The 17,554-nt window shown below is 35.9% G+C and carries 20 protein-coding genes and 1 tRNA gene; 9 read left to right on the top strand and 12 right to left on the bottom strand.

The features are described 5' to 3' along the window. The first annotated feature begins 89 nt into the window (after positions 1 to 89). Positions 90 to 1,082 carry a methanogenesis marker 12 protein gene (locus tag QMD61_04050; GenBank protein MDI6723795.1) on the top strand — a complete coding sequence of 331 codons (993 nt, stop codon included), beginning with the start codon at positions 90 to 92 and terminating at the stop codon, positions 1,080 to 1,082. Between the two features lie 38 nt (positions 1,083 to 1,120). Here QMD61_04050 and QMD61_04045 read toward each other — a convergent pair whose 3' ends face one another. From QMD61_04045 to surE, 3 genes are read right to left on the bottom strand one after another with little or no spacing between them, the layout of a single operon-like run. Then, complete coding sequence (locus QMD61_04045; protein MDI6723794.1) at positions 1,121 to 1,258, bottom strand: hypothetical protein; 138 nt, start codon at positions 1,256 to 1,258, stop codon at positions 1,121 to 1,123. Positions 1,259 to 1,290: 32 nt separating this feature from the next. Then, positions 1,291 to 1,590: a DUF2098 family protein gene (locus tag QMD61_04040; protein MDI6723793.1), complete on the bottom strand. Its 300-nt coding sequence runs from the start codon at positions 1,588 to 1,590 to the stop codon at positions 1,291 to 1,293. A gap of 35 nt (positions 1,591 to 1,625) precedes the next feature. Continuing rightward, positions 1,626 to 2,402 (bottom strand): 5'/3'-nucleotidase SurE, encoded by a 777-nt coding sequence (gene surE / locus QMD61_04035; protein ID MDI6723792.1) that lies wholly within the window; start codon positions 2,400 to 2,402, stop codon positions 1,626 to 1,628. A 164-nt stretch (positions 2,403 to 2,566) separates the two neighbouring features. Between surE and QMD61_04030 the strand changes: the two genes are divergently transcribed. Then, positions 2,567 to 3,334: a restriction endonuclease gene (locus tag QMD61_04030; GenBank protein MDI6723791.1), complete on the top strand. Its 768-nt coding sequence runs from the start codon at positions 2,567 to 2,569 to the stop codon at positions 3,332 to 3,334. 329 nt (positions 3,335 to 3,663) lie between these two features. Here QMD61_04030 and QMD61_04025 read toward each other — a convergent pair. Next, positions 3,664 to 3,735, bottom strand: a tRNA-Val gene (locus tag QMD61_04025). Positions 3,736 to 3,925: 190 nt separating this feature from the next. On the opposite strand from QMD61_04025, the gene QMD61_04020 reads away from it, so the two are divergent. Both QMD61_04020 and QMD61_04015 read left to right on the top strand, forming a co-directional pair. Beyond that, the gene (locus QMD61_04020; GenBank protein ID MDI6723790.1) at positions 3,926 to 4,852 is read left to right on the top strand and encodes a branched-chain amino acid transaminase; all 927 of its coding nucleotides are present in this window, start codon (positions 3,926 to 3,928) and stop codon (positions 4,850 to 4,852) included. A 210-nt stretch (positions 4,853 to 5,062) separates the two neighbouring features. Beyond that, the gene (locus QMD61_04015) at positions 5,063 to 5,905 is read left to right on the top strand and encodes an undecaprenyl-diphosphate phosphatase (protein ID MDI6723789.1); all 843 of its coding nucleotides are present in this window, start codon (positions 5,063 to 5,065) and stop codon (positions 5,903 to 5,905) included. On the opposite strand, the gene QMD61_04010 is transcribed toward QMD61_04015, so the two are convergent. The 4 genes from QMD61_04010 to QMD61_03995 form a co-directional block, all read right to left on the bottom strand. After that, complete coding sequence (locus tag QMD61_04010) at positions 5,902 to 6,117, bottom strand: helix-turn-helix transcriptional regulator (GenBank protein ID MDI6723788.1); 216 nt, start codon at positions 6,115 to 6,117, stop codon at positions 5,902 to 5,904. The two genes, QMD61_04015 and QMD61_04010, sit on opposite strands and share 4 nt — an antisense overlap. Before the next feature lie 41 nt (positions 6,118 to 6,158). After that, positions 6,159 to 6,713 carry a hypothetical protein gene (locus QMD61_04005; GenBank protein MDI6723787.1) on the bottom strand — a complete coding sequence of 185 codons (555 nt, stop codon included), beginning with the start codon at positions 6,711 to 6,713 and terminating at the stop codon, positions 6,159 to 6,161. Between the two features lie 115 nt (positions 6,714 to 6,828). Beyond that, complete coding sequence (locus QMD61_04000) at positions 6,829 to 7,374, bottom strand: stage II sporulation protein M (protein MDI6723786.1); 546 nt, start codon at positions 7,372 to 7,374, stop codon at positions 6,829 to 6,831. A gap of 172 nt (positions 7,375 to 7,546) precedes the next feature. Next, the gene (locus QMD61_03995; GenBank protein MDI6723785.1) at positions 7,547 to 8,614 is read right to left on the bottom strand and encodes a TIGR00303 family protein; all 1,068 of its coding nucleotides are present in this window, start codon (positions 8,612 to 8,614) and stop codon (positions 7,547 to 7,549) included. 159 nt (positions 8,615 to 8,773) lie between these two features. Between QMD61_03995 and QMD61_03990 the strand changes: the two genes are divergently transcribed. Further along, on the top strand, positions 8,774 to 10,408 hold the full coding sequence (locus QMD61_03990) for a bifunctional N(6)-L-threonylcarbamoyladenine synthase/serine/threonine protein kinase (protein MDI6723784.1): 1,635 nt from the start codon (positions 8,774 to 8,776) through the stop codon (positions 10,406 to 10,408). Positions 10,409 to 10,455: 47 nt separating this feature from the next. Here QMD61_03990 and QMD61_03985 read toward each other — a convergent pair whose 3' ends face one another. From QMD61_03985 to QMD61_03970, 4 genes are all read right to left on the bottom strand, one after another. Beyond that, positions 10,456 to 11,244, bottom strand: coding sequence for an MIP/aquaporin family protein (locus QMD61_03985; protein MDI6723783.1), 789 nt, complete (start codon positions 11,242 to 11,244; stop codon positions 10,456 to 10,458). A gap of 12 nt (positions 11,245 to 11,256) precedes the next feature. After that, positions 11,257 to 11,466 carry a DUF2180 family protein gene (locus tag QMD61_03980; protein ID MDI6723782.1) on the bottom strand — a complete coding sequence of 70 codons (210 nt, stop codon included), beginning with the start codon at positions 11,464 to 11,466 and terminating at the stop codon, positions 11,257 to 11,259. A 29-nt stretch (positions 11,467 to 11,495) separates the two neighbouring features. Then, positions 11,496 to 12,995: a DUF2193 domain-containing protein gene (locus tag QMD61_03975; protein ID MDI6723781.1), complete on the bottom strand. Its 1,500-nt coding sequence runs from the start codon at positions 12,993 to 12,995 to the stop codon at positions 11,496 to 11,498. A 210-nt stretch (positions 12,996 to 13,205) separates the two neighbouring features. Further along, positions 13,206 to 13,958 (bottom strand): hypothetical protein, encoded by a 753-nt coding sequence (locus QMD61_03970; protein MDI6723780.1) that lies wholly within the window; start codon positions 13,956 to 13,958, stop codon positions 13,206 to 13,208. 187 nt (positions 13,959 to 14,145) lie between these two features. Between QMD61_03970 and QMD61_03965 the strand changes: the two genes are divergently transcribed. The 4 genes from QMD61_03965 to QMD61_03950 form a co-directional block, all read left to right on the top strand. Next, entirely contained in the window at positions 14,146 to 14,700 is a 555-nt protein-coding gene (locus tag QMD61_03965; GenBank protein MDI6723779.1) for an XTP/dITP diphosphatase, read from the top strand. Positions 14,701 to 14,849: 149 nt separating this feature from the next. Beyond that, positions 14,850 to 15,251, top strand: coding sequence for a 30S ribosomal protein S15 (locus QMD61_03960; protein ID MDI6723778.1), 402 nt, complete (start codon positions 14,850 to 14,852; stop codon positions 15,249 to 15,251). Then, positions 15,217 to 16,578: a DHH family phosphoesterase gene (locus QMD61_03955; GenBank protein ID MDI6723777.1), complete on the top strand. Its 1,362-nt coding sequence runs from the start codon at positions 15,217 to 15,219 to the stop codon at positions 16,576 to 16,578. The genes QMD61_03960 and QMD61_03955 overlap by 35 nt, the downstream gene beginning before the upstream one ends. A 78-nt stretch (positions 16,579 to 16,656) precedes the next feature. Further along, positions 16,657 to 17,554 (top strand): aconitase X catalytic domain-containing protein (locus QMD61_03950; protein MDI6723776.1); only part of this gene is annotated, 898 nt, incomplete at its 3' end.

Genomic DNA, 17,554 nt, shown 5'->3' with positions numbered 1-17,554 from the left:
AAAACGCGTTTTTCTAAGCAAACGACTGCAAAAAACAAATTTCATTCAATTTTTTAAAATTCTTTTTATAGAAAAACAAAGGTGAGTTCGTGGTATTTGTAGGAATGGATCACGGGACTACAGGAGTCTCTTTCAGCATCATTGACAATGAAATAACTCATTTTAAGATTTCCAGGGAAGATTCTTCCTCAGGAAAGGTCTCTGCAGTAGAAGAACTCTCTAAAAGAGTTGATTTTGATTCTATTGACCTCATGGCAATTACCTATGCCATGGGAGATGCCTTAACCGGAATAACACCCATAGAAAAGGTGAAAGGCAGAGGAATTCTTTCCATGGAAGGTGCTGGTAAGGTAACAGGAGGAGGAACTGCCGTTTATGATGAAATCGAAAATTCGGACATTCCTACAGTTGTAATCCCTGGAATTCACAAAACTACCCCCTGTCTTGATGAAAAGTTTAAGGCAGCTTATTCTCACCATGCAAGCTCTGAAAAGGTGAGCATCTGTTATAATGCCTTCCTTGAAACCGGATTTAAAAATATGATTGTTTCAGATATTAGCTCAAATACTGTGAGCATTCTAATTGAAGATAGAATCATTAAAGGCGCGATAGATGCCTGTCTTGGTGGGATGGGAATTATGCACGGACCCCTTGACCTTGAGATGCTTAGAGACATAGATGATGGAATCAGAACTGCTAATGAATGCTTTTCAAGAGCTGGTGCCGTAAAAATCGCTGATATTGATGAAAAAGTCAGTAAAATGAAGGATAAAATCATCCAGAACTATTTAGATGGTGATGAGAAGGCCAAACTTGCAATTGAAACCATGATCATGACCATAGTGATGGAAATCTACGGATTAGCAGGAATAGCAAAAAATGTGGATGGAATTGTCCTTACAGGTTCAACTGGCTCAATGGAAGAGCCAATCAATGTATTTGGAGCCATTAAAAAAGAAATTAAAGATATCGCCCCGGTTGTGAAAATCGGCGAAAGATCTGGATCTCTTGGAAGCGCCCAGATTGCAAGAGCCGTTTTTATGGGTGAAAAAGATATTTTGGGTATCCCTGTTTTTAAATAGAGGATTTTTGTCTATTTTTAAATTTATTTGTCCTTTTTTTATATCCCCTGATTTTTCTTTTTATGTCTCATTACCATCCATACAATTATCAAAAAGAGAATAATTAGAGCTATAACGAATCCTAATATCTGCCATATGGATATTTCTGTTGTAGTTGTTGTAACGGTTGAAATCATAATTATTTCTTTGCTATTAGATTACTTAAAATCTAACCCCCGCCAACACCTGGTCCATCAGTTGTATCAGAAATTTCAACTGGAATTTCAATTTCAAACTTTTCTGATTTATTCTTTAGCTTATTCGGCTTATTCCGTTCTATATAAGCATTATTACCCTCAATAACTTCGATATATTCGCTTCTATAATAAAGGCCACTTGTATCTATTTTAACCCAAAAAGCACCATTTTCAGAGATTATTTTATCAACCCTTCCTACTGTATGGGTTCTTGTATATTTAACCATTAATCCCTGATTGATTTTTTTTCCATTTGAATCTAAAGTCTCCATATGACCACGCTTATTTTTAAATTTGTTTGCTAATATCAATCAAGCCAGTTTTTCATTAAATCAATATTAGAAGTAGAATCGAGTGATAAAGGCGTTATAGTTGGGCATCTATCATTTCTAAGTGTAAATACATCTGTCCCTTCTTCATCTATTCCAGAGGGGTCTCCATCAATCCAGTAATATTCTCTTCCCCTTGGATCAAGTCTTTTTTGTATGTGGATTGAATACATTTTCTTTCCAAGTCTTGTTAACTTGATTTTATGGGTTTCAGGGTGTGAAGGAATATTCACATTTAAAAAATCAACTCCATCCGGAAGACCTTTCTGTAATATCCTGTTTGAGACTTTCCTGAGCACTTTCTGGGCAAATTCAAAGTCAAGATCCACGTGACCATCATGGAATTTAATGTCATCCTGTGTTACCTGGAGTGAAATTGAAATTGCGGGCACTCCGTGAACTGCAGCCTCCATTGCAGCTCCAACAGTTCCGGAGGTGGTAAGTTCTGCCATTCCCAGATTTTCTCCTATATTAATCCCCGATATTAATAAATCAGGTCTTTCCTTCATTATTTCGTATATTCCAATTATCACAGCATCTGTTGGTGTTCCTGATACTGAATAAGCTCCGCTGCCATCTCTCATTGTTGATGATGTTACTCTTATAGGTTCGAAGAGCGTTAATGCATGTCCAATTCCACTTTGCTGGGTTGCTGGTGCCACAATATTAATATCTCCCAATTCTTTGACTGCATTTTTCGCTGCTATAATACCTGATGAGTTAACCCCATCGTCATTTGTTATCAAAATTCGCATAGAGCATATCTATTTTTTGATCTTCAAAAAGTTTACTGGAAAATTAGTTTATTAATTTTTGAATCGTTAAAACTAAATACTACATATTAAATAATCACAATGTAGAATATAAGATCATATTACTTGATTTATATTTATCCCCCCACTTCTAAATGGTGAGAAAGTTGGAAAAAAATAGACTGGTGGATTTTGTAGCAAAAATAATGGAAAAATCTGGATTCAAAGTCCAGAAGTATTATAAAACAACAAAATATGTTGTGGATATTTATGGAGTCTTACCTACTGTTTTAGGGGACATTGGCATTGTTGTAGCATGTAAAAACTATGAAGAAAGATGGAAAGTCGGTTTAGATGTTATTAAAGAGATGGAAATGGTAGCAAAAACCCTTAATGCATCTAAAGTTGTAATAATAACTACATCCACCTTTTCTGATAATGCGGTAGGCTATGCACAGGGTAGAAATGTCGAACTTATAGATAAAGATGAATTGATGAGAATAGCAAAATCCCTTTCCAACAAGAAAATAGAAAGTTATGAAGACGCTGAATTGGAAGAAGAAGATGAAGATGATGATTATGATCCTTCATTTGGGTCAAAAATCAGCGGTTCTTTTCCTAAATCAGGTAAAAGAAGTTCTCTTTCCGGAAGAAAACGAAGTGTTGCATCAAATAAACTGCAGGCGTGGGGTAAAGTAATATTAAGCAGCACAGCTGCACTTATATTGATTGTTTTAGCCATATCAACAGTCGTAACATATCTTGTGGCTCCGAATCGGGCCCTTTTAGGTGTATTAAGGATTGTTATAGCTGCAATTTTATCTTATGGAATAGTCATAGCCGTTGAACGAGATTTAACCGTTACTCTGATTAAAGGGTCTACAGTATTCTTTGTCTGTTTGATGGTTTATATTGCCTTGATTATTTTCACTTAATTTCAAAAGAATCATTAAAATAAGTGTAAAACTGTGTTTTTAAAAGCTTTATAACTTTTTAATAGAATACTTTATTTTAGAAATCATCAAATTATTCAATGTTATTGTTTTTAGAAATAGGATTCGTTTTTATTCCTTCTTCAGCAGCGAAGCGAGGCCTGTAAAAACAAAGTTTTTGCTGCCTGCAAATCTTTCGATTTGCGGTTCAGGAAATGAAAGCATACGAATCTTCGATTCGTTGCGTCAAAATTTACGAATTTTGACAGATTTCCTTCAACATAAAAAATCAAAGATTTTTAAAGAACTTGGGTCTGTCCTTTCAAAAAAGATGGGCCGGACGAGATTCGAACTCGTGATCACCTCGTTGTAAGCGAGGTATCATACCCCTAGACCACCGGCCCTAATTGAGTATTTTTGAGTATTGGATGGCAGCATATATAAACTTTTCTGATTTAAAAAGGAATTAGTTGAATTTTTTAATAACCCCACAGCTTATTATATACAATTGATAATATCTAATTTAATGACATGGATTCATCAAAATAATAAATAGATTTCTAATAGATCAATAGAGCAAAAAGAGGAATTATCATGGCTTTTAATGAAGAAACAGGGAAAATATGGTTTAATGGAGAATTCGTAAACTGGAAAGATGCAAATATACACGTTCTATCTCACGTTGTTCATTACGGCTCAAGCGTATTTGAAGGTATAAGGTGTTATAACACAAAAAATGGGCCTGCTGTATTCCGTTTGCGGGAGCACGTTGAGAGATTATTTAATTCAGGGAAAATCTACAGGATGGACATCCCATATTCTGTAGATGAAATCTGCAATGGAATTATTGAAACAATAAAGGTCAACAACCTCAAGGACTGTTACATAAGGCCTATTGCATTTCGTGGATATAAAGAATTAGGAGTTTATCCCTTGAACTGTCCCCTTGACACAGTTATCGCTGCCTGGGAATGGGGAAAATATCTCGGTGAAGATGCACTTGAAAATGGTGTGGATTTAGGTGTTTCCACATGGAGGCGAATGGCGCCAAACACACTTCCTAATATGGCCAAGGCTGGTGCCAACTATATGAATTCTCAACTGGCAAAGATGGAATCTGTGTTCAATGGTTTTGATGAGGCAATAATGCTTGACTACAGTGGGATGGTAAGTGAAGGAAGTGGAGAAAACATATTTCTGGTTAAAGAGGATGTAATTTATACCCCGCATTCCTCTCTATCAATACTTTCAGGAATAACAAGAGATTCTGTAATTAAATTAGCTGAAGAATTAGAGATTAAAGTCAAAGAAGAATCAATACCAAGAGAAATGCTGTATTTAGCTGATGAAATCTTTTTAACCGGTACTGCTGCTGAAATAACTCCAGTTAGATCTGTTGATAAAATAAAGATCGGTAGCGGAAAAAGAGGCCCATTAACAGAGAAATTACAGACAAAATTCTTCAATATCGTTGGAGGTGTGGATGAAGACAGATTTGGCTGGCTTACTTTTGTAGAATAACCATAAACAATTTTTATTTTTTGTTGTAAAAGATAATTACAAGGTTTAAGTTATTAGTTATAAGTTATAACTTGTTATTAGACAAGATTTAAATACCACCATATTTAAAGAATGATGGGTAAAAAGGAATTAAAGCGTTGGAAAGAGAATAAATCTAATGATTTAAAATATTCTAATTAATTTTTAATGCATTAATTATTTGGTGAAATAATGGATATTACACAGATTTTAACAGGAATCATCATAGGGACAGTTCAGGGACTAACTGAATTTTTACCAGTAAGCAGTTCAGCACACCTTGTATTCATGCATGAACTCACAGGATTCGCGCCTAATTTAGCTTTTGACACTGTATTACACATAGGAAGTCTTGTAGCAGTAATTGGGTACTTCTGGAAAGATGTAGTACAATTATTAAAGTCATTCGTCTCCAGTTTAATGGATATACCTCGCCGTCAGTTTAAAAATGAAATTAAAGAAGATCAATTTAAAAAACTGACATGGTTCATAATTATTGGTACAATACCTGCCGGATTAGCCGGAGTATTTCTCGAAGATTTCTTTGAAAGTTTGTTCAGCGATATAACAGCTGTAGCATTCTTTTTGCTTATTACCGGTTTCCTGCTTTGGGGATCAGAAAGAATATCAAAAAGAACTCTAAAGAAGAGTAGTTTAAAGGAAATGAATATTAAAAACTCCCTATTAATAGGTATTGCTCAAGCATGCGCCATTGCTCCAGGCATATCTCGTTCGGGGGCTACAATCTCTACAGGGTTATTTTTAGGTCTTGAAAGAGATTTAGCGGCACGTTACAGCTTTTTACTTTCCATACCTGCAATTTTAGGAGCAGCCTTAGTTCAGGTAAAAGATATAAGTACAGGTTTAGACATTAACGCAAGTGCCTTTATAGCTGGTTTTATCGCAGCAGCAATATCCGGTTATTTAGCCATTAAATTGATGTTAAAATTAGTAAAAGAAAGAAGTTTACTGTTCTTTGCTTATTACTGCTGGATCGTTGGTGCTTTTGTTTTAATTTTAACTTTAGTATTCTAATCATCTTTTTTTTCTTCCTCATCATCAAAAATAAAGAGCTCATCAATATTAGAATTTAAAGCTACTGCAATATCATGAGCTAATTTTAAAGATGGGTTATATTTTCCTTTTTCAAGAAAAACTATAGTTTCTCTTCTAACCCCTACCTTTTCTGCAAGTTCTGCCTGGGTTAAATTGTATCTGGCCCTGAATTCTTTAATTCTTGTTCTCATTTGATCCCATTTTTAGTTAAAGATTATTTCAACAGTTTAATCTATAAATCTATATCTCCTGTACGGCTTAAAATGGCGTTAGCCACAAGCATTGTAGATACCATGACAAAAATTGTTAGTCCCATTAGTTCAATAGGATCATGAATCCTCTGCGCCCAGTACATTGATACAACAAGGAAAGAGACAAATACTAAGGTGATGTACCATGACCATGTGGCTGCAAGTGTTCCAATTTTCCTTAAACGCTCGTCCCTGGCTGTTTTCTCCATCCCAATAGATGCAAAAAAGCTGGATACGTAAATTAAAATACCTAAAAGCAGCCCTATAGCTGCAAAATCGTTCATGGTTTTAGTGGCCATTAAATAAAATGAACAGACGAGTAATATGGCTGACCCAATCCACATACTTATTTTATACATGTCATAATTTCTTTCACGTTTTTCTTTTTTCTCTCCTTTTTTAGCCCAATTATAGACGGGAGATAAAAAGAACAGGAAAAATGCAAAAAATGCATAGTACACCGGATTTCCTAACACGTACCCTAAAAGCCCTAAAATACCGAGAAGACCCCAGAAATAATTGAAATTCACATCCATTTTAATCACTCCTATTATTAGTTAATTATTTCAAACATAATGTTATACATTTCTAACCCAATGTTATATAATTCTAACATAACACTATTTAAAGTTTTATATTAATAGAAATATCCTAAATTAAAAGAACAGAATATGCGCCAAAATAAAACTCATACCATGAAATATAATGATCTGTGAGTATGTAAACCCACCATGTGCTCCAGAAAACCTCTAAAATAGCTGCGAATGCTAAAAGCAATATAATCCGCAAAAATATAGGTAAAAATTCTTTTAAAACATCTTCCTTAAATACAGTGATATCATGTTGCCTTATTGAACTTATAAAGGAAATATAAAACTTAAAAAAGGCGTCAATAGCCAGAAGTGCGGCTAAAAACTCGAAGTAAATATGAAATGAACCTATAAGAACCAAAATTCCTGTAAAACCCAGTTTTTCAACAATAAAAAATGTTGTAGTTCCCATTTTCATGAAAAGACCAATTAAAATAACTGGGATTAGGGCAAACCCTGAAAAAATACATAAAATCATTAAAACCAGATTATTTAAAAAAATACCCAATGAAACGGCGCCAAGATAGTAAATAAACTGATTCAAAATATAATCTAATGTAATATCCATAGGCATCTGTATTTTCACTTCAATGCCATCCAGAAACATCCCCCCAGAAAAAGTGAAATGTGCAAGAACCGGATTCATAAAAGCAAAAATAATTCCCCATATATAAAATAAAATACAAACTATGGAAATCTTTTTAGAGGGTAAAAACTTTATAAGGAAATTTTTAAGGAATTTAAATTGATTCATAAATATTAAAAATAATAAATGATTTTTAGAAGATCTTTTTACAAAGATCCTCAATTTTCTCCCTTATATCTTCCATATCAGCACCTTTTAATGTTGCAGCCATCATAGCACCGCCAGCACCTACTCCTTCCTTCACAGAACCATTTAAATAACTTTTAAGCCCTGATACAGTTGATTTTTCGAATTCTGGATCAACTGCAAAAACAGAGATATCTGCTATTTGGTCCACAATATAATTAATATCTGCTGTTTCATCCTCTGCAACAAAAATGGTTGTTGCAATACATATACTGGAGAAATCAAAGGCAGGATCAACGTTTTTAATAACAGAACACACCGCAGTCATCTGTGTGCCGCCTGCTAGCGTGACTGGAACAGATGAACCAATTAAAATCCCTGCAACAGCCGGGATCATTGGATCTCCCACAATTTCAACTGCTCTAAGAGCGTCCTCCACAATATCGCCTTCTTCATATCCTGCTGCTTTAAGCCCTTCTAAAACTACCTCTTGTTTTAAATCATGGGGGTTTTTCGGCATGCTGCCGCTTACCTTCATTCTCGCATCGTATCCGAGAGCTGTTAAAACTCCCAGAGCAGTAGTTGTACCTGCAGGGGTGCTTTCTCCAATTACAAGATGATCAGTAAGTTTGGATAAAGTTTTACCAAGCATCACACCTTTGTCAAATAATTCCTTCGCGTTGGGAACAGCTTTTCCGGTTCTTATATCTTTTCCAGGTTCATTACCCAATTTAATATAAGGCAAATCTGGTTTTATTCCAGCGCCAGCATCAGCAACCATTAATGGTATATCAGCAAGTTCAAGACATGCTTTTGTTATTACGGCCGGTGTTGGGGCCACATCATCTCCAACTATTGTTTGGGGAATTTCTGGAAGACATTTAGGTGCTCCATGTATCACAAGTTCTAAATCAGCTGCGGGTGTATAATCAGTAAGTTCAGGTGTAGCACCAGCACCAGTTATTCCAGGAATATTGGATGTCTTTGTAGTTGCAATAACACATAAAAATAAAGGATCCTTATTTTCAAGTCTCTTGAGAATTTCTGATGAGCCGTAGCATTTTATATTGTTCATTGTATCACCATTGAAATTTATTAATGATCAGATTATAATATGAATATAGTTTTAAGCTAAATATATGGATTTATTTTAATTAATTTATAAAGATAAAAAAGTGAATATTGAATTTATAAAGGATAAAATAGGTCGATAATTCTAATTAAAGTGATATAATTGATATGTATTGGAATTGAAGGAACCGCGGAAAAAACAGGCGTTGGAATCGTCGATGACGAAGGAAATATCCTCGCATCTTGTGGAAAACAGTTAATCCCAGAAAGTGGAGGAATACACCCCAGAGAAGCAGCTGAACACCATGCTGCTTCAATAGTCCCACTAATAAAAGATGCGCTTGCCGAATCAAAATTAGATATCGATGACATAGACCTTGTTGCGTTTTCACGCGGGCCGGGACTTGGCCCTGCACTTAGAACCACTGCAACTGCTGCAAGATCACTTGCAATCTCATTAAATGTTCCTATTGTTGGAGTTAACCACTGCTTGGGACATGTTGAAATAGGAAAGCTTACAACTGGTGCTGAAGATCCTGTATCACTTTATGTGAGTGGGGGAAATACTCAAGTAATTGCCTATGAATCTGAAAGATACAGAGTTTTTGGAGAAACCCTGGACATTGCCATGGGGAATTGTCTTGACCAGTTTGCACGTGAAGTTGGGCTTGGACATCCTGGCGGCCCGAAAGTCGAAGAACACGCGAAGAATGCAGATGAATACATAAAACTTCCCTATGCTGTTAAAGGAATGGATCTCTCTTTTTCAGGAGTTCTTACTGCAGCTATAAGGAAATATGAATCAGGAGCTCCACTGGATGATGTTTGCTACAGTTTACAGGAAACCGCCTTTTCAATGCTTGTTGAGGTCACAGAACGTGCTTTGGCCCATACAAAGAAACAAGAAGTAATGTTATGCGGTGGAGTTGCAGCAAATTCCCGATTACGTGAAATGGTCAGTATTATGGCAGAAGAACATTTTGCAGATTTTTATATGCCCCCCATAAAGTACTGTGGTGATAATGGCGCTATGATTGCCTGGATGGGCCAATTAATGTATAAACATGGATTAACACAGCATATAGAAGATACAACAGTGATCCAGAAGTACAGGACGGACATGGTGGATGTTCCATGGATGAAATCCTCCACAAAACATCTGCAATTACCTGCTGAAATTGCAGAAAAAGGAGCTGAAGCCAATCTCTATGAAAGTAACTGGCTGAATCATAATGCTTTCATTAAAGAAAGAATCCCTAAAAGCTACAGAATTCCCGAAATCGACCACCATTTAAGGAAGAAGAGAACAAAAAAAGAAGCCAAGCTTTTAAGCGAAGCCAAGAGCTGTGGAGTAACAACCCCGCTAATTTATGATATAAATAAAGCCATATACTCGCTAACGCTCCAAAAAGTTGATGGAAAGATGATTAAAGATGTTTTTGAAGATGTTTCAATTGATGAAATTAAAAAGATCTCCAGAAAAATTGGCAAGGACATAGCGAAGTTACATAATTGTGGTATAATTCACGGTGACCTCACAACATCTAATTTAATTTTAAAAGATGAGAAAATTGTCTTTATAGATTTTGGGCTTGGAAAAAATTCTGATTTAGTTGAAGATAAAGGAGTTGACCTTCTGGTATTTAAAAAAGCAATTTCAGGGATTCATTATAAAATTGCAGATATATGTTTTGATGAAATTTTAAAAGGATATAAAATCGCTGATAACTACCAGGAAATAATTCAAAAAATTGGAGAAGTTGAAGGGAGGGGTAGGTACACTGTAAACTCGTTATAAAGTCTTTTCTAAAATGAATAGGTTTATGATGATTAAGATCATCATATCTACATTTTCCTTTTATTTTCTCCAGTAATTCCCCTATAAGGCAATTTTTCTTCCGATGAGATATAATCATATACAAATGCTGCAATTACAGCCCCTACAATGGGCCCAACTACATATATTGGGAAATATTGCCATAGATTACTTCCACCAAGAACAAGATCCCCCAAATAGGGTCCAAATGTCCTTGCAGGGTTGATTGAAGCTCCTGTAATATTTCCTATTGTTGTTATGACTCCTGCTACTGTAAAACCAATTGCAATACCTGCAAATCCAGGAGCAGCTCTTTTATCAACTGCTGATCCCATTATAACAAGCATAAGGAGAAATGTACCTATTGCTTCAACAAGTATCGCCTGAAAGTATCCAATTCCTTCAAAGGGGGCAGTTGCTCCAAGCCCTCCAATAGTAACTGCACCCATACCTGCACTTGCAGCAAATAAGAAACTTGCAAGAGATGCTCCAATTAACTGTGCAACAATATATGGAACAACATCACTTGCAGGGAATTTTCTTGTAGCCCAAAGACCAATTGTAACTGCAGGATTTATATGACACCCCGAAATATGGCCAATAGCGTAAATTAGAACAGCGACAGTTAAACCAAAAGCTAAACCTATGGCTAACCAGTCCCCTAATCCGCCTAAACTACCTATACCTATATTAAATGTATTTGGAAGAGGCGCCCCACTGCTGATCATTAATGTTATAGCTGCAGCACCCGCCCCTATATATACAAGGAAGAAAGTTCCTATTAGTTCTGCTAAAAACCTTTTTTTTAAAGAAATCATTGTAAATCACCCTTAACCGCTTTGATATGCTTCATAGCACCATTCACATAAAAATCGGGGCAATGTCTTTTCAAATCTCTTTGAAGGGAATGGATAATCGCCTTCCCAGATTTCAAGTTCTTCTCTAATAAGGTGATCCATACAGACACCCATTCCACAGACTATGCAAATGGCCAGTGCATCTGTATCTTTCCCTTCTAAAGCACACATGTAACATTTCATTTTATCACCTTAAAAAATAAATAAAGGAATTATACTGCTTCTTTCCACTGGCAGTAACTGTGTCTGAAATCAACGAGACATGCTGAAGCACAATTTTTACATGCCCTGACTGGGGATGCAGGAGTTTCTTTGTGCAGGGCTATAATGTTGGTCATCATGGTAGCAGTTATTGGTTCACTGGTAATCAGGCAAGGATAATCAGCCAATCTCATTAAAGAGGAGAATCGAACTGTTATAGCGCATGCGGGATATGTGTATCTTTGAGGATTCATTATAACTTCATTTTTATCTACTGGATCTAAATCTACTTTAAATCCTGCTACATCTGGTTCTAATTTTCCTTCACTTCCATTTCTCATTCTTCTTGCCTTATCCAGGCTTTTCCATCCTCTGTAAATGGTGTCCATAAAGTCACAGTTGTGAAGTTCTGCTGCAGCTCCTCTTGTGGGATATAGCTGCACATAATTGTGGAATCTTCTTGTAAGCAGCTCAACCACTGTTGGGGCGTTAAATCCATCCAATTCCAGTATATATTCCACTGCACATGCAGCAGACCCTGTAGCTACTGATAATAATTGATATTCACTTTTAATGTTGCTCATGGCATTTTTAAGGGTTGATTCCATCACATCAGTTGTAGCTTCAATTATGGCCATTATAACATCATCTTTACACATGTTATAGGTTGATTGAGATATATGGTGAGATATATCACCAACACAGTAAGCAGGGACAGTAACTATGTTTCCATAATGTACCCCGTCTTCTACAGCATCCATAACAGTTCCTTTCATGTTTTCTTTGTATTTTGCCATGTATTTCCTTACATCAAATGATTCATGACCTAATGAGTCCATTAATTTTGCCTGGGCATCCACAGGAGTTTCATATATGGATTTAACCATTTCTATTTCTTCTTTTATGGCCTCACTAACTGTTACGCCTTCTTCTACCTTATTTGCAAATATTTCACCTATACCGTAAGATGTGTTCATTCCCCATGATTTTGCAGCCAATATGGTCCTTTTATGATCATCGGGTATATCTGTCTTTTTCAATATCCTATTTACCACATTACTGCTACTTCCAGGAATCATGGCGAAATCAACAACACATGTAGGCCCATAAAATCCAGAATACCTTCTTACAGAGTCAAGCCCTATAATATCTTCGGATTTCCCAATAACATCTATAAACTTATCAACGCTTTTTTTAAAGTCATCGTCTTCTTCGTATAATATCTCAAGTATCGCTGGTGTCTGGTAATGTTCTACAAAAGGATCATCCTCTGGTCTTACAGAATCAGTAAGGCTACTTAGAATGTCAAAATGATTGTTAATAGAATCTACATGGAGGTTTATTACCGCTTCACTTTGTCCGTCAATGGCTTCCATCTTATTTGCAACATCGACATAAGCTTTTGTATGTTCCATTTTAAATTCCTGTCCTCTATATTTTTTCACAGTATTTACATCTGCTCTTTGAGCTGCAAGAGCCTCGTTTACCATTTTATCATAAATATCTGCCATATACATCACCATCATATATTATATAAATTATTTAATAAAAAATATTGGGTAAGTAATAAAATTAAATTTTTAAACCTATTTAATAACAAAAGGGAATGCATTTTTTGAATATCTAATCCAAATAATTCAAATTGACAGTTAAAATATCAGATCATTTTTGAGGATTTATAAGAATATAACACGAAAAAATTAAAAAAATTTCTTTTATACTTATTCTGTTTCTTTATCCAGAGCTTCAAAGATAAAACGTGGCCTGTTACCATATTTTCTTATATATTTTCCAATTTTTTCATCATCAAGATCCCTATGATAACTTCTAACAATTTCCATCATCTCTTCTTTGGTGTAAGATATCATAACCACGTCAAATAATCTTTTCAATAAAAAAACCAAAATTCTGGAGAAAAAACCGAAATCAGTGAGAATATCATACCTAACTCCCCGAAATTTTAATATCCATGCTGTTTGAGCAACGATATTAACCTTTTTCAAATCATTGTAGTGTTTAAAATATTCATATAAAACTTTTAAATATAAAGGGAATGTATCAGGGCCCTTTTCTTCAGTCCATAACCCTAAACCCATCTTATCCCCATCAATGTATTCTGAATCAAGGAAAGGATCAGCAAAGAGAATCAAATCATATTCCGATGCCTTTTTATAAACCTCTTTTTTGGATTTAGCACCCATATCTTTTTTAAGGGTGTCCCAGAAAATCCTGAATACATCTTGAGGTGTTGAATGAGCATCTATAAATAGAAAAGTATCATAAACATCAAAATCAAGCAAAGAAAGTGCCTGATATATGTTGGCAGATTTACCAGTGCCTGGCGTGCCCAAAACAAGTACAAAATGGCCTTTAGATGTTTTTAAAGTTTTTAACAATGAATATAGTTCATAAAAAGATGCTGTCTTTATGAAATTTCCATTATCTTTTGCTGAAAAAACTTTATGAATGGCCATTGATATTATATTAATCTGATTAGTATTGATACTTTTCATAATCTGGAAAAAAAAGAATATTTAAATACGCGGGGTTCTGTTGATTCAAGTGAATTTTAAAAGGATTAAATCCAATAAATAATTAAAAGATAAAGATATTTTAACAGAAATGAATTTATTTCAGGTTGAGTGGTATAAAGTGGCAAAAATCATTACATTTATAACAGGTAACGAACACAAAGTTAAAGAAGCCAGAGGAATTTTTGAAAAATTTGGCATAGAACTTGAGCATATCGATCTTGGATACCCTGAAATACAGGGATCTCTTGAAGATGTGGCCAGATACGGCGCAGAATATGCTGCAGGTAAACTTAAAGGACCAGTCATAGTAGAAGATGCCGGTCTTTTTATAAGAGCCTTGAACTGGTTTCCAGGAACATATTCTTCCTACGTGCAGGAAACTCTTAGAAATAAAGGCATTTTAAAGCTCATGAATGATGTTGAAGACAGATACGCCGAGTTCAGGTCGGTTATTGGGTATTGCACGCCCAAATCCGAACCCGAGATTTTTTTAGGCCTTGTCAGTGGACATATAGCATACGAAGAGCGTGGAAATCATGGCTTTGCCTATGATCCGCTTTTTATTCCAGAAGGTTTTAATAAAACTTTTGGAGAGCTTACAAGAGTAGAAAAAAATGAATTTTCTCACAGAAGAAAGTCACTTGAAAAATTTGCATCATGGTTAAATTCAACAAGTGACTAGTCGAAGAATTCATTTAACCTATTAAACTTATATAGAGGTGAGAAAAATCATAGATTTTTCGAACCACAAAAATAGAAACTACCGAAAATCGAAGATTTTCGAGTCCCAAAAATCTATATAGATTTTTGAGGAATTTTTGAGGTGATTTTATGGCAATAAAGCCTGAATGGATTGAATATTCAAACGAAGAAATTGAAGAGATAATTTTAAAACTCACAAAAGAAGGTAACTCCACAAGTAAAATTGGGATAATTTTAAGAGACCAGTATGGTATTCCCAATGTGAAACTTGTAACCGGGAAGAAAATAACCCAAATACTTGCAGACCACGGCCAGGAACTTAAATACCCTGAAGATCTTATGAATCTCATAAGAAGAGCAGTTAATATAAGGGACCATCTTGAAGAAAATCCAAAAGACCTTCACACAAGAAGAGGACTAAGAATTATCGAATCAAAAATAAGAAGATTAGTCAGATACTACGTAAGAGAAGGCGTACTTCCTGAAGGATGGAGATATGACCCAAGAAGCGCAGCACTCCTTGTTAAATAGGGCTGACGAAGCCTGCTCCCTCATAAAAGAGCATATAGAAAAGGATCATATTGTGAGAATTATCTCTCACAATGATTCTGACGGATTATCCGCCGCTGGGGTAATGTGCAATGCAATATCCAAACAGGGCGGAAAATTCCATGCTACAATAGTTCCAAGACTTAAAGAGGAATTTATAAAAAAACTCCGGCAGGAAAGATATAAATTATTTGTTTTCTGCGATATGGGAAGCCCATATCCTCAACTTATAAGTAAATTTAAAGCAGATTCAGTTATTGCTGATCATCATCAGGTTTTATCAGAGGATGAAGAAAAATACGACAATGTGGTTCATGTTAATCCACATCTATTTGGATTAGACGGTACACGCGATATAAGCGCCTCTGGAGTATCATATCTATCTGTAAAAGGAATGAACAATGTAGATCTTTCAGGACTCGCCCTTGTCGGCGCCTTTGGAGATATGCAGTGTCAGGAAGAAATTACAGGCGTAAACAGGATGATACTCGATGAAGGCCTTAATGCAGGGGTCATTGAGGAGCGTGAAGACCTTAAAATAACATATAAAAGAGAAGAGCCCATCTATAAATCGCTTGCATATACATTTAATCCTGCCTTAAAAGGGATTTCAGGGGATCCAGAAGGAGCTAAAGCATTCTTACAGGATCATGGTTTATCCTACGGGATTAAATTTGAAGACCTGAGTAATGAAGAAAGGGATATTCTCAAAGAAGAGCTGATCAAGGTAAATCCCAAAATATTCAGCAAAACCTACAGCGTTCCAGATGAAGCGCCTGCTCTAAGAGATATTGAAGATTATTCCAGAATCCTGGATGCCTGCGGTAAAAATAAAAAGTACGGTGTTGGATTAAGCATCTGCATGGGCGAAAGAGACCCATCACTTAATGAGGGAATTGAATTTGCCAAAAAATACAGGGAAAGCCTGGTTAAAGGAATAGAATGGATCAAAAAGGAAGGATCCACCGAGCTTGACAATATACAGTATATCTACACAAATGATAAAGCTAAAAAAAGTTTAATGGGCACAATAGCAAGTATAGGGCTTGAACTCGAGATTTTAGATCCCCAAAAACCTGTGATCACCATATCCAAGATGCATGACATTGTGAAAATATCTGGAAGAACCACAATGGAAATGATTAAAAAAGGAGTAAACCTCGGCTATGCCCTTAGTGAAGCTGCAAAAAGCTTTAATGGAGCTGGTGGTGGCCATAATATTGCTGCAGGCGCCGTTGTACCCTTTAAAGAAATGGATAACTTTACAGATATTGTTGATGAGATAGTTGGAACTCAGATAAAACAGTAATTAAACCATTTAAATATGATTAAGCTTAAAACAGCTGAATTATTAAATTAAGGCTAAATTAACATAAACGTGATTTTTATGTACCTCACACCAGAAGAAGAGAAAATGGAGGCAGGGGAATACGGAGCTGCCGTTCAAAAGAGTATGGAAATTCTTATAGCATTAGGCGAAATCTACAACGCCGAAAGACTGGTTGATATAACATCAGCCCAGATAGCAGGGGTTTCATATAAAACCATTGGAGATGCTGGACTGGAATTCCTGGAAGACATGGCTAAAGATGCCAGAGTCATAGTTCCATCCACTCTAAATCCTGCTGGTGTGGACCTTGAAAGGAGAGACCTTGGATTTTCAAAGGAATTCACAGATAGGCAGTTGAAGATAATCGAGGCCTACAGAAAAATGGATATCACCACAACATGCACCTGTACGCCATATCTCGTTGGAAACGTTCCAGTTAAAGGGGATCATGTTGCATGGTCAGAATCATCCGCCGTGGCCTACGTGAATTCAGTTATAGGCGCTAAGACCAACCGTGAAGGTGGACCGGGGGCGCTTTCAGCCGCGATTTGTGGTAAAACCGCTGAATACGGTTTTCATCTTGATGAGAATCGTAAAGCAAACTTAATTGTTGAAGTTGAGGATGAAATTAAAGGTGCAGATTACGGCGCCATCGGCTATTTAGTTGGTAAAGCGGTGGGAGATGGTGTTCCTTATTTTAAATTCCAGAATAGATCCTCTATAAATGATCTTAAAAGTTTAGGGGCTGCCCTTGCATCATCCGGCGCTGTGGCGCTTTATCATGTTGAACATTTAACTCCAGAGTACAAAGAAGCCCTCCAGGGATTAGAAGTCAGTGATTTAGAAAAGATCAGTATTGATAGAGCTGATATTAACGAAACAAGGGAAAAACTTTCAACTGCAAGTGGAAAACCCGATCTTATCTGTTTAGGATGTCCTCACTCATCAATTGAAG

It is taken from the genome of Methanobacterium sp., assembly GCA_030017655.1.
GTDB lineage: Archaea > Methanobacteriota > Methanobacteria > Methanobacteriales > Methanobacteriaceae > Methanobacterium_D.
The sequence above is the reverse complement of the archived record's forward strand: the minus strand, read 5'-3'. Positions and strand labels throughout refer to the sequence as shown.

Excerpts from the sequence above, each read along its gene's own strand:
- QMD61_04045 (MDI6723794.1), bottom strand. The coding sequence starts at position 1,258 with ATGATTTCAACCGTTACAACAACTACAACAGAAATATCCATATGGCAG.
- QMD61_04040 (MDI6723793.1), bottom strand. The coding sequence starts at position 1,590 with ATGGAGACTTTAGATTCAAATGGAAAAAAAATCAATCAGGGATTAATG.
- surE (MDI6723792.1), bottom strand. The coding sequence starts at position 2,402 with ATGCGAATTTTGATAACAAATGACGATGGGGTTAACTCATCAGGTATT.
- QMD61_04020 (MDI6723790.1), top strand. The coding sequence starts at position 3,926 with ATGGCTTTTAATGAAGAAACAGGGAAAATATGGTTTAATGGAGAATTC.
- QMD61_04015 (MDI6723789.1), top strand. The coding sequence starts at position 5,063 with ATGGATATTACACAGATTTTAACAGGAATCATCATAGGGACAGTTCAG.
- QMD61_04010 (MDI6723788.1), bottom strand. The coding sequence starts at position 6,117 with ATGAGAACAAGAATTAAAGAATTCAGGGCCAGATACAATTTAACCCAG.
- QMD61_04005 (MDI6723787.1), bottom strand. The coding sequence starts at position 6,713 with ATGGATGTGAATTTCAATTATTTCTGGGGTCTTCTCGGTATTTTAGGG.
- QMD61_04000 (MDI6723786.1), bottom strand. The coding sequence starts at position 7,374 with ATGTTTCTGGATGGCATTGAAGTGAAAATACAGATGCCTATGGATATT.
- QMD61_03995 (MDI6723785.1), bottom strand. The coding sequence starts at position 8,614 with ATGAACAATATAAAATGCTACGGCTCATCAGAAATTCTCAAGAGACTT.
- QMD61_03985 (MDI6723783.1), bottom strand. The coding sequence starts at position 11,244 with ATGATTTCTTTAAAAAAAAGGTTTTTAGCAGAACTAATAGGAACTTTC.
- QMD61_03980 (MDI6723782.1), bottom strand. The coding sequence starts at position 11,466 with ATGAAATGTTACATGTGTGCTTTAGAAGGGAAAGATACAGATGCACTG.
- QMD61_03975 (MDI6723781.1), bottom strand. The coding sequence starts at position 12,995 with ATGGCAGATATTTATGATAAAATGGTAAACGAGGCTCTTGCAGCTCAA.
- QMD61_03970 (MDI6723780.1), bottom strand. The coding sequence starts at position 13,958 with ATGGCCATTCATAAAGTTTTTTCAGCAAAAGATAATGGAAATTTCATA.
- QMD61_03960 (MDI6723778.1), top strand. The coding sequence starts at position 14,850 with ATGGCAATAAAGCCTGAATGGATTGAATATTCAAACGAAGAAATTGAA.
- QMD61_03955 (MDI6723777.1), top strand. The coding sequence starts at position 15,217 with ATGACCCAAGAAGCGCAGCACTCCTTGTTAAATAGGGCTGACGAAGCC.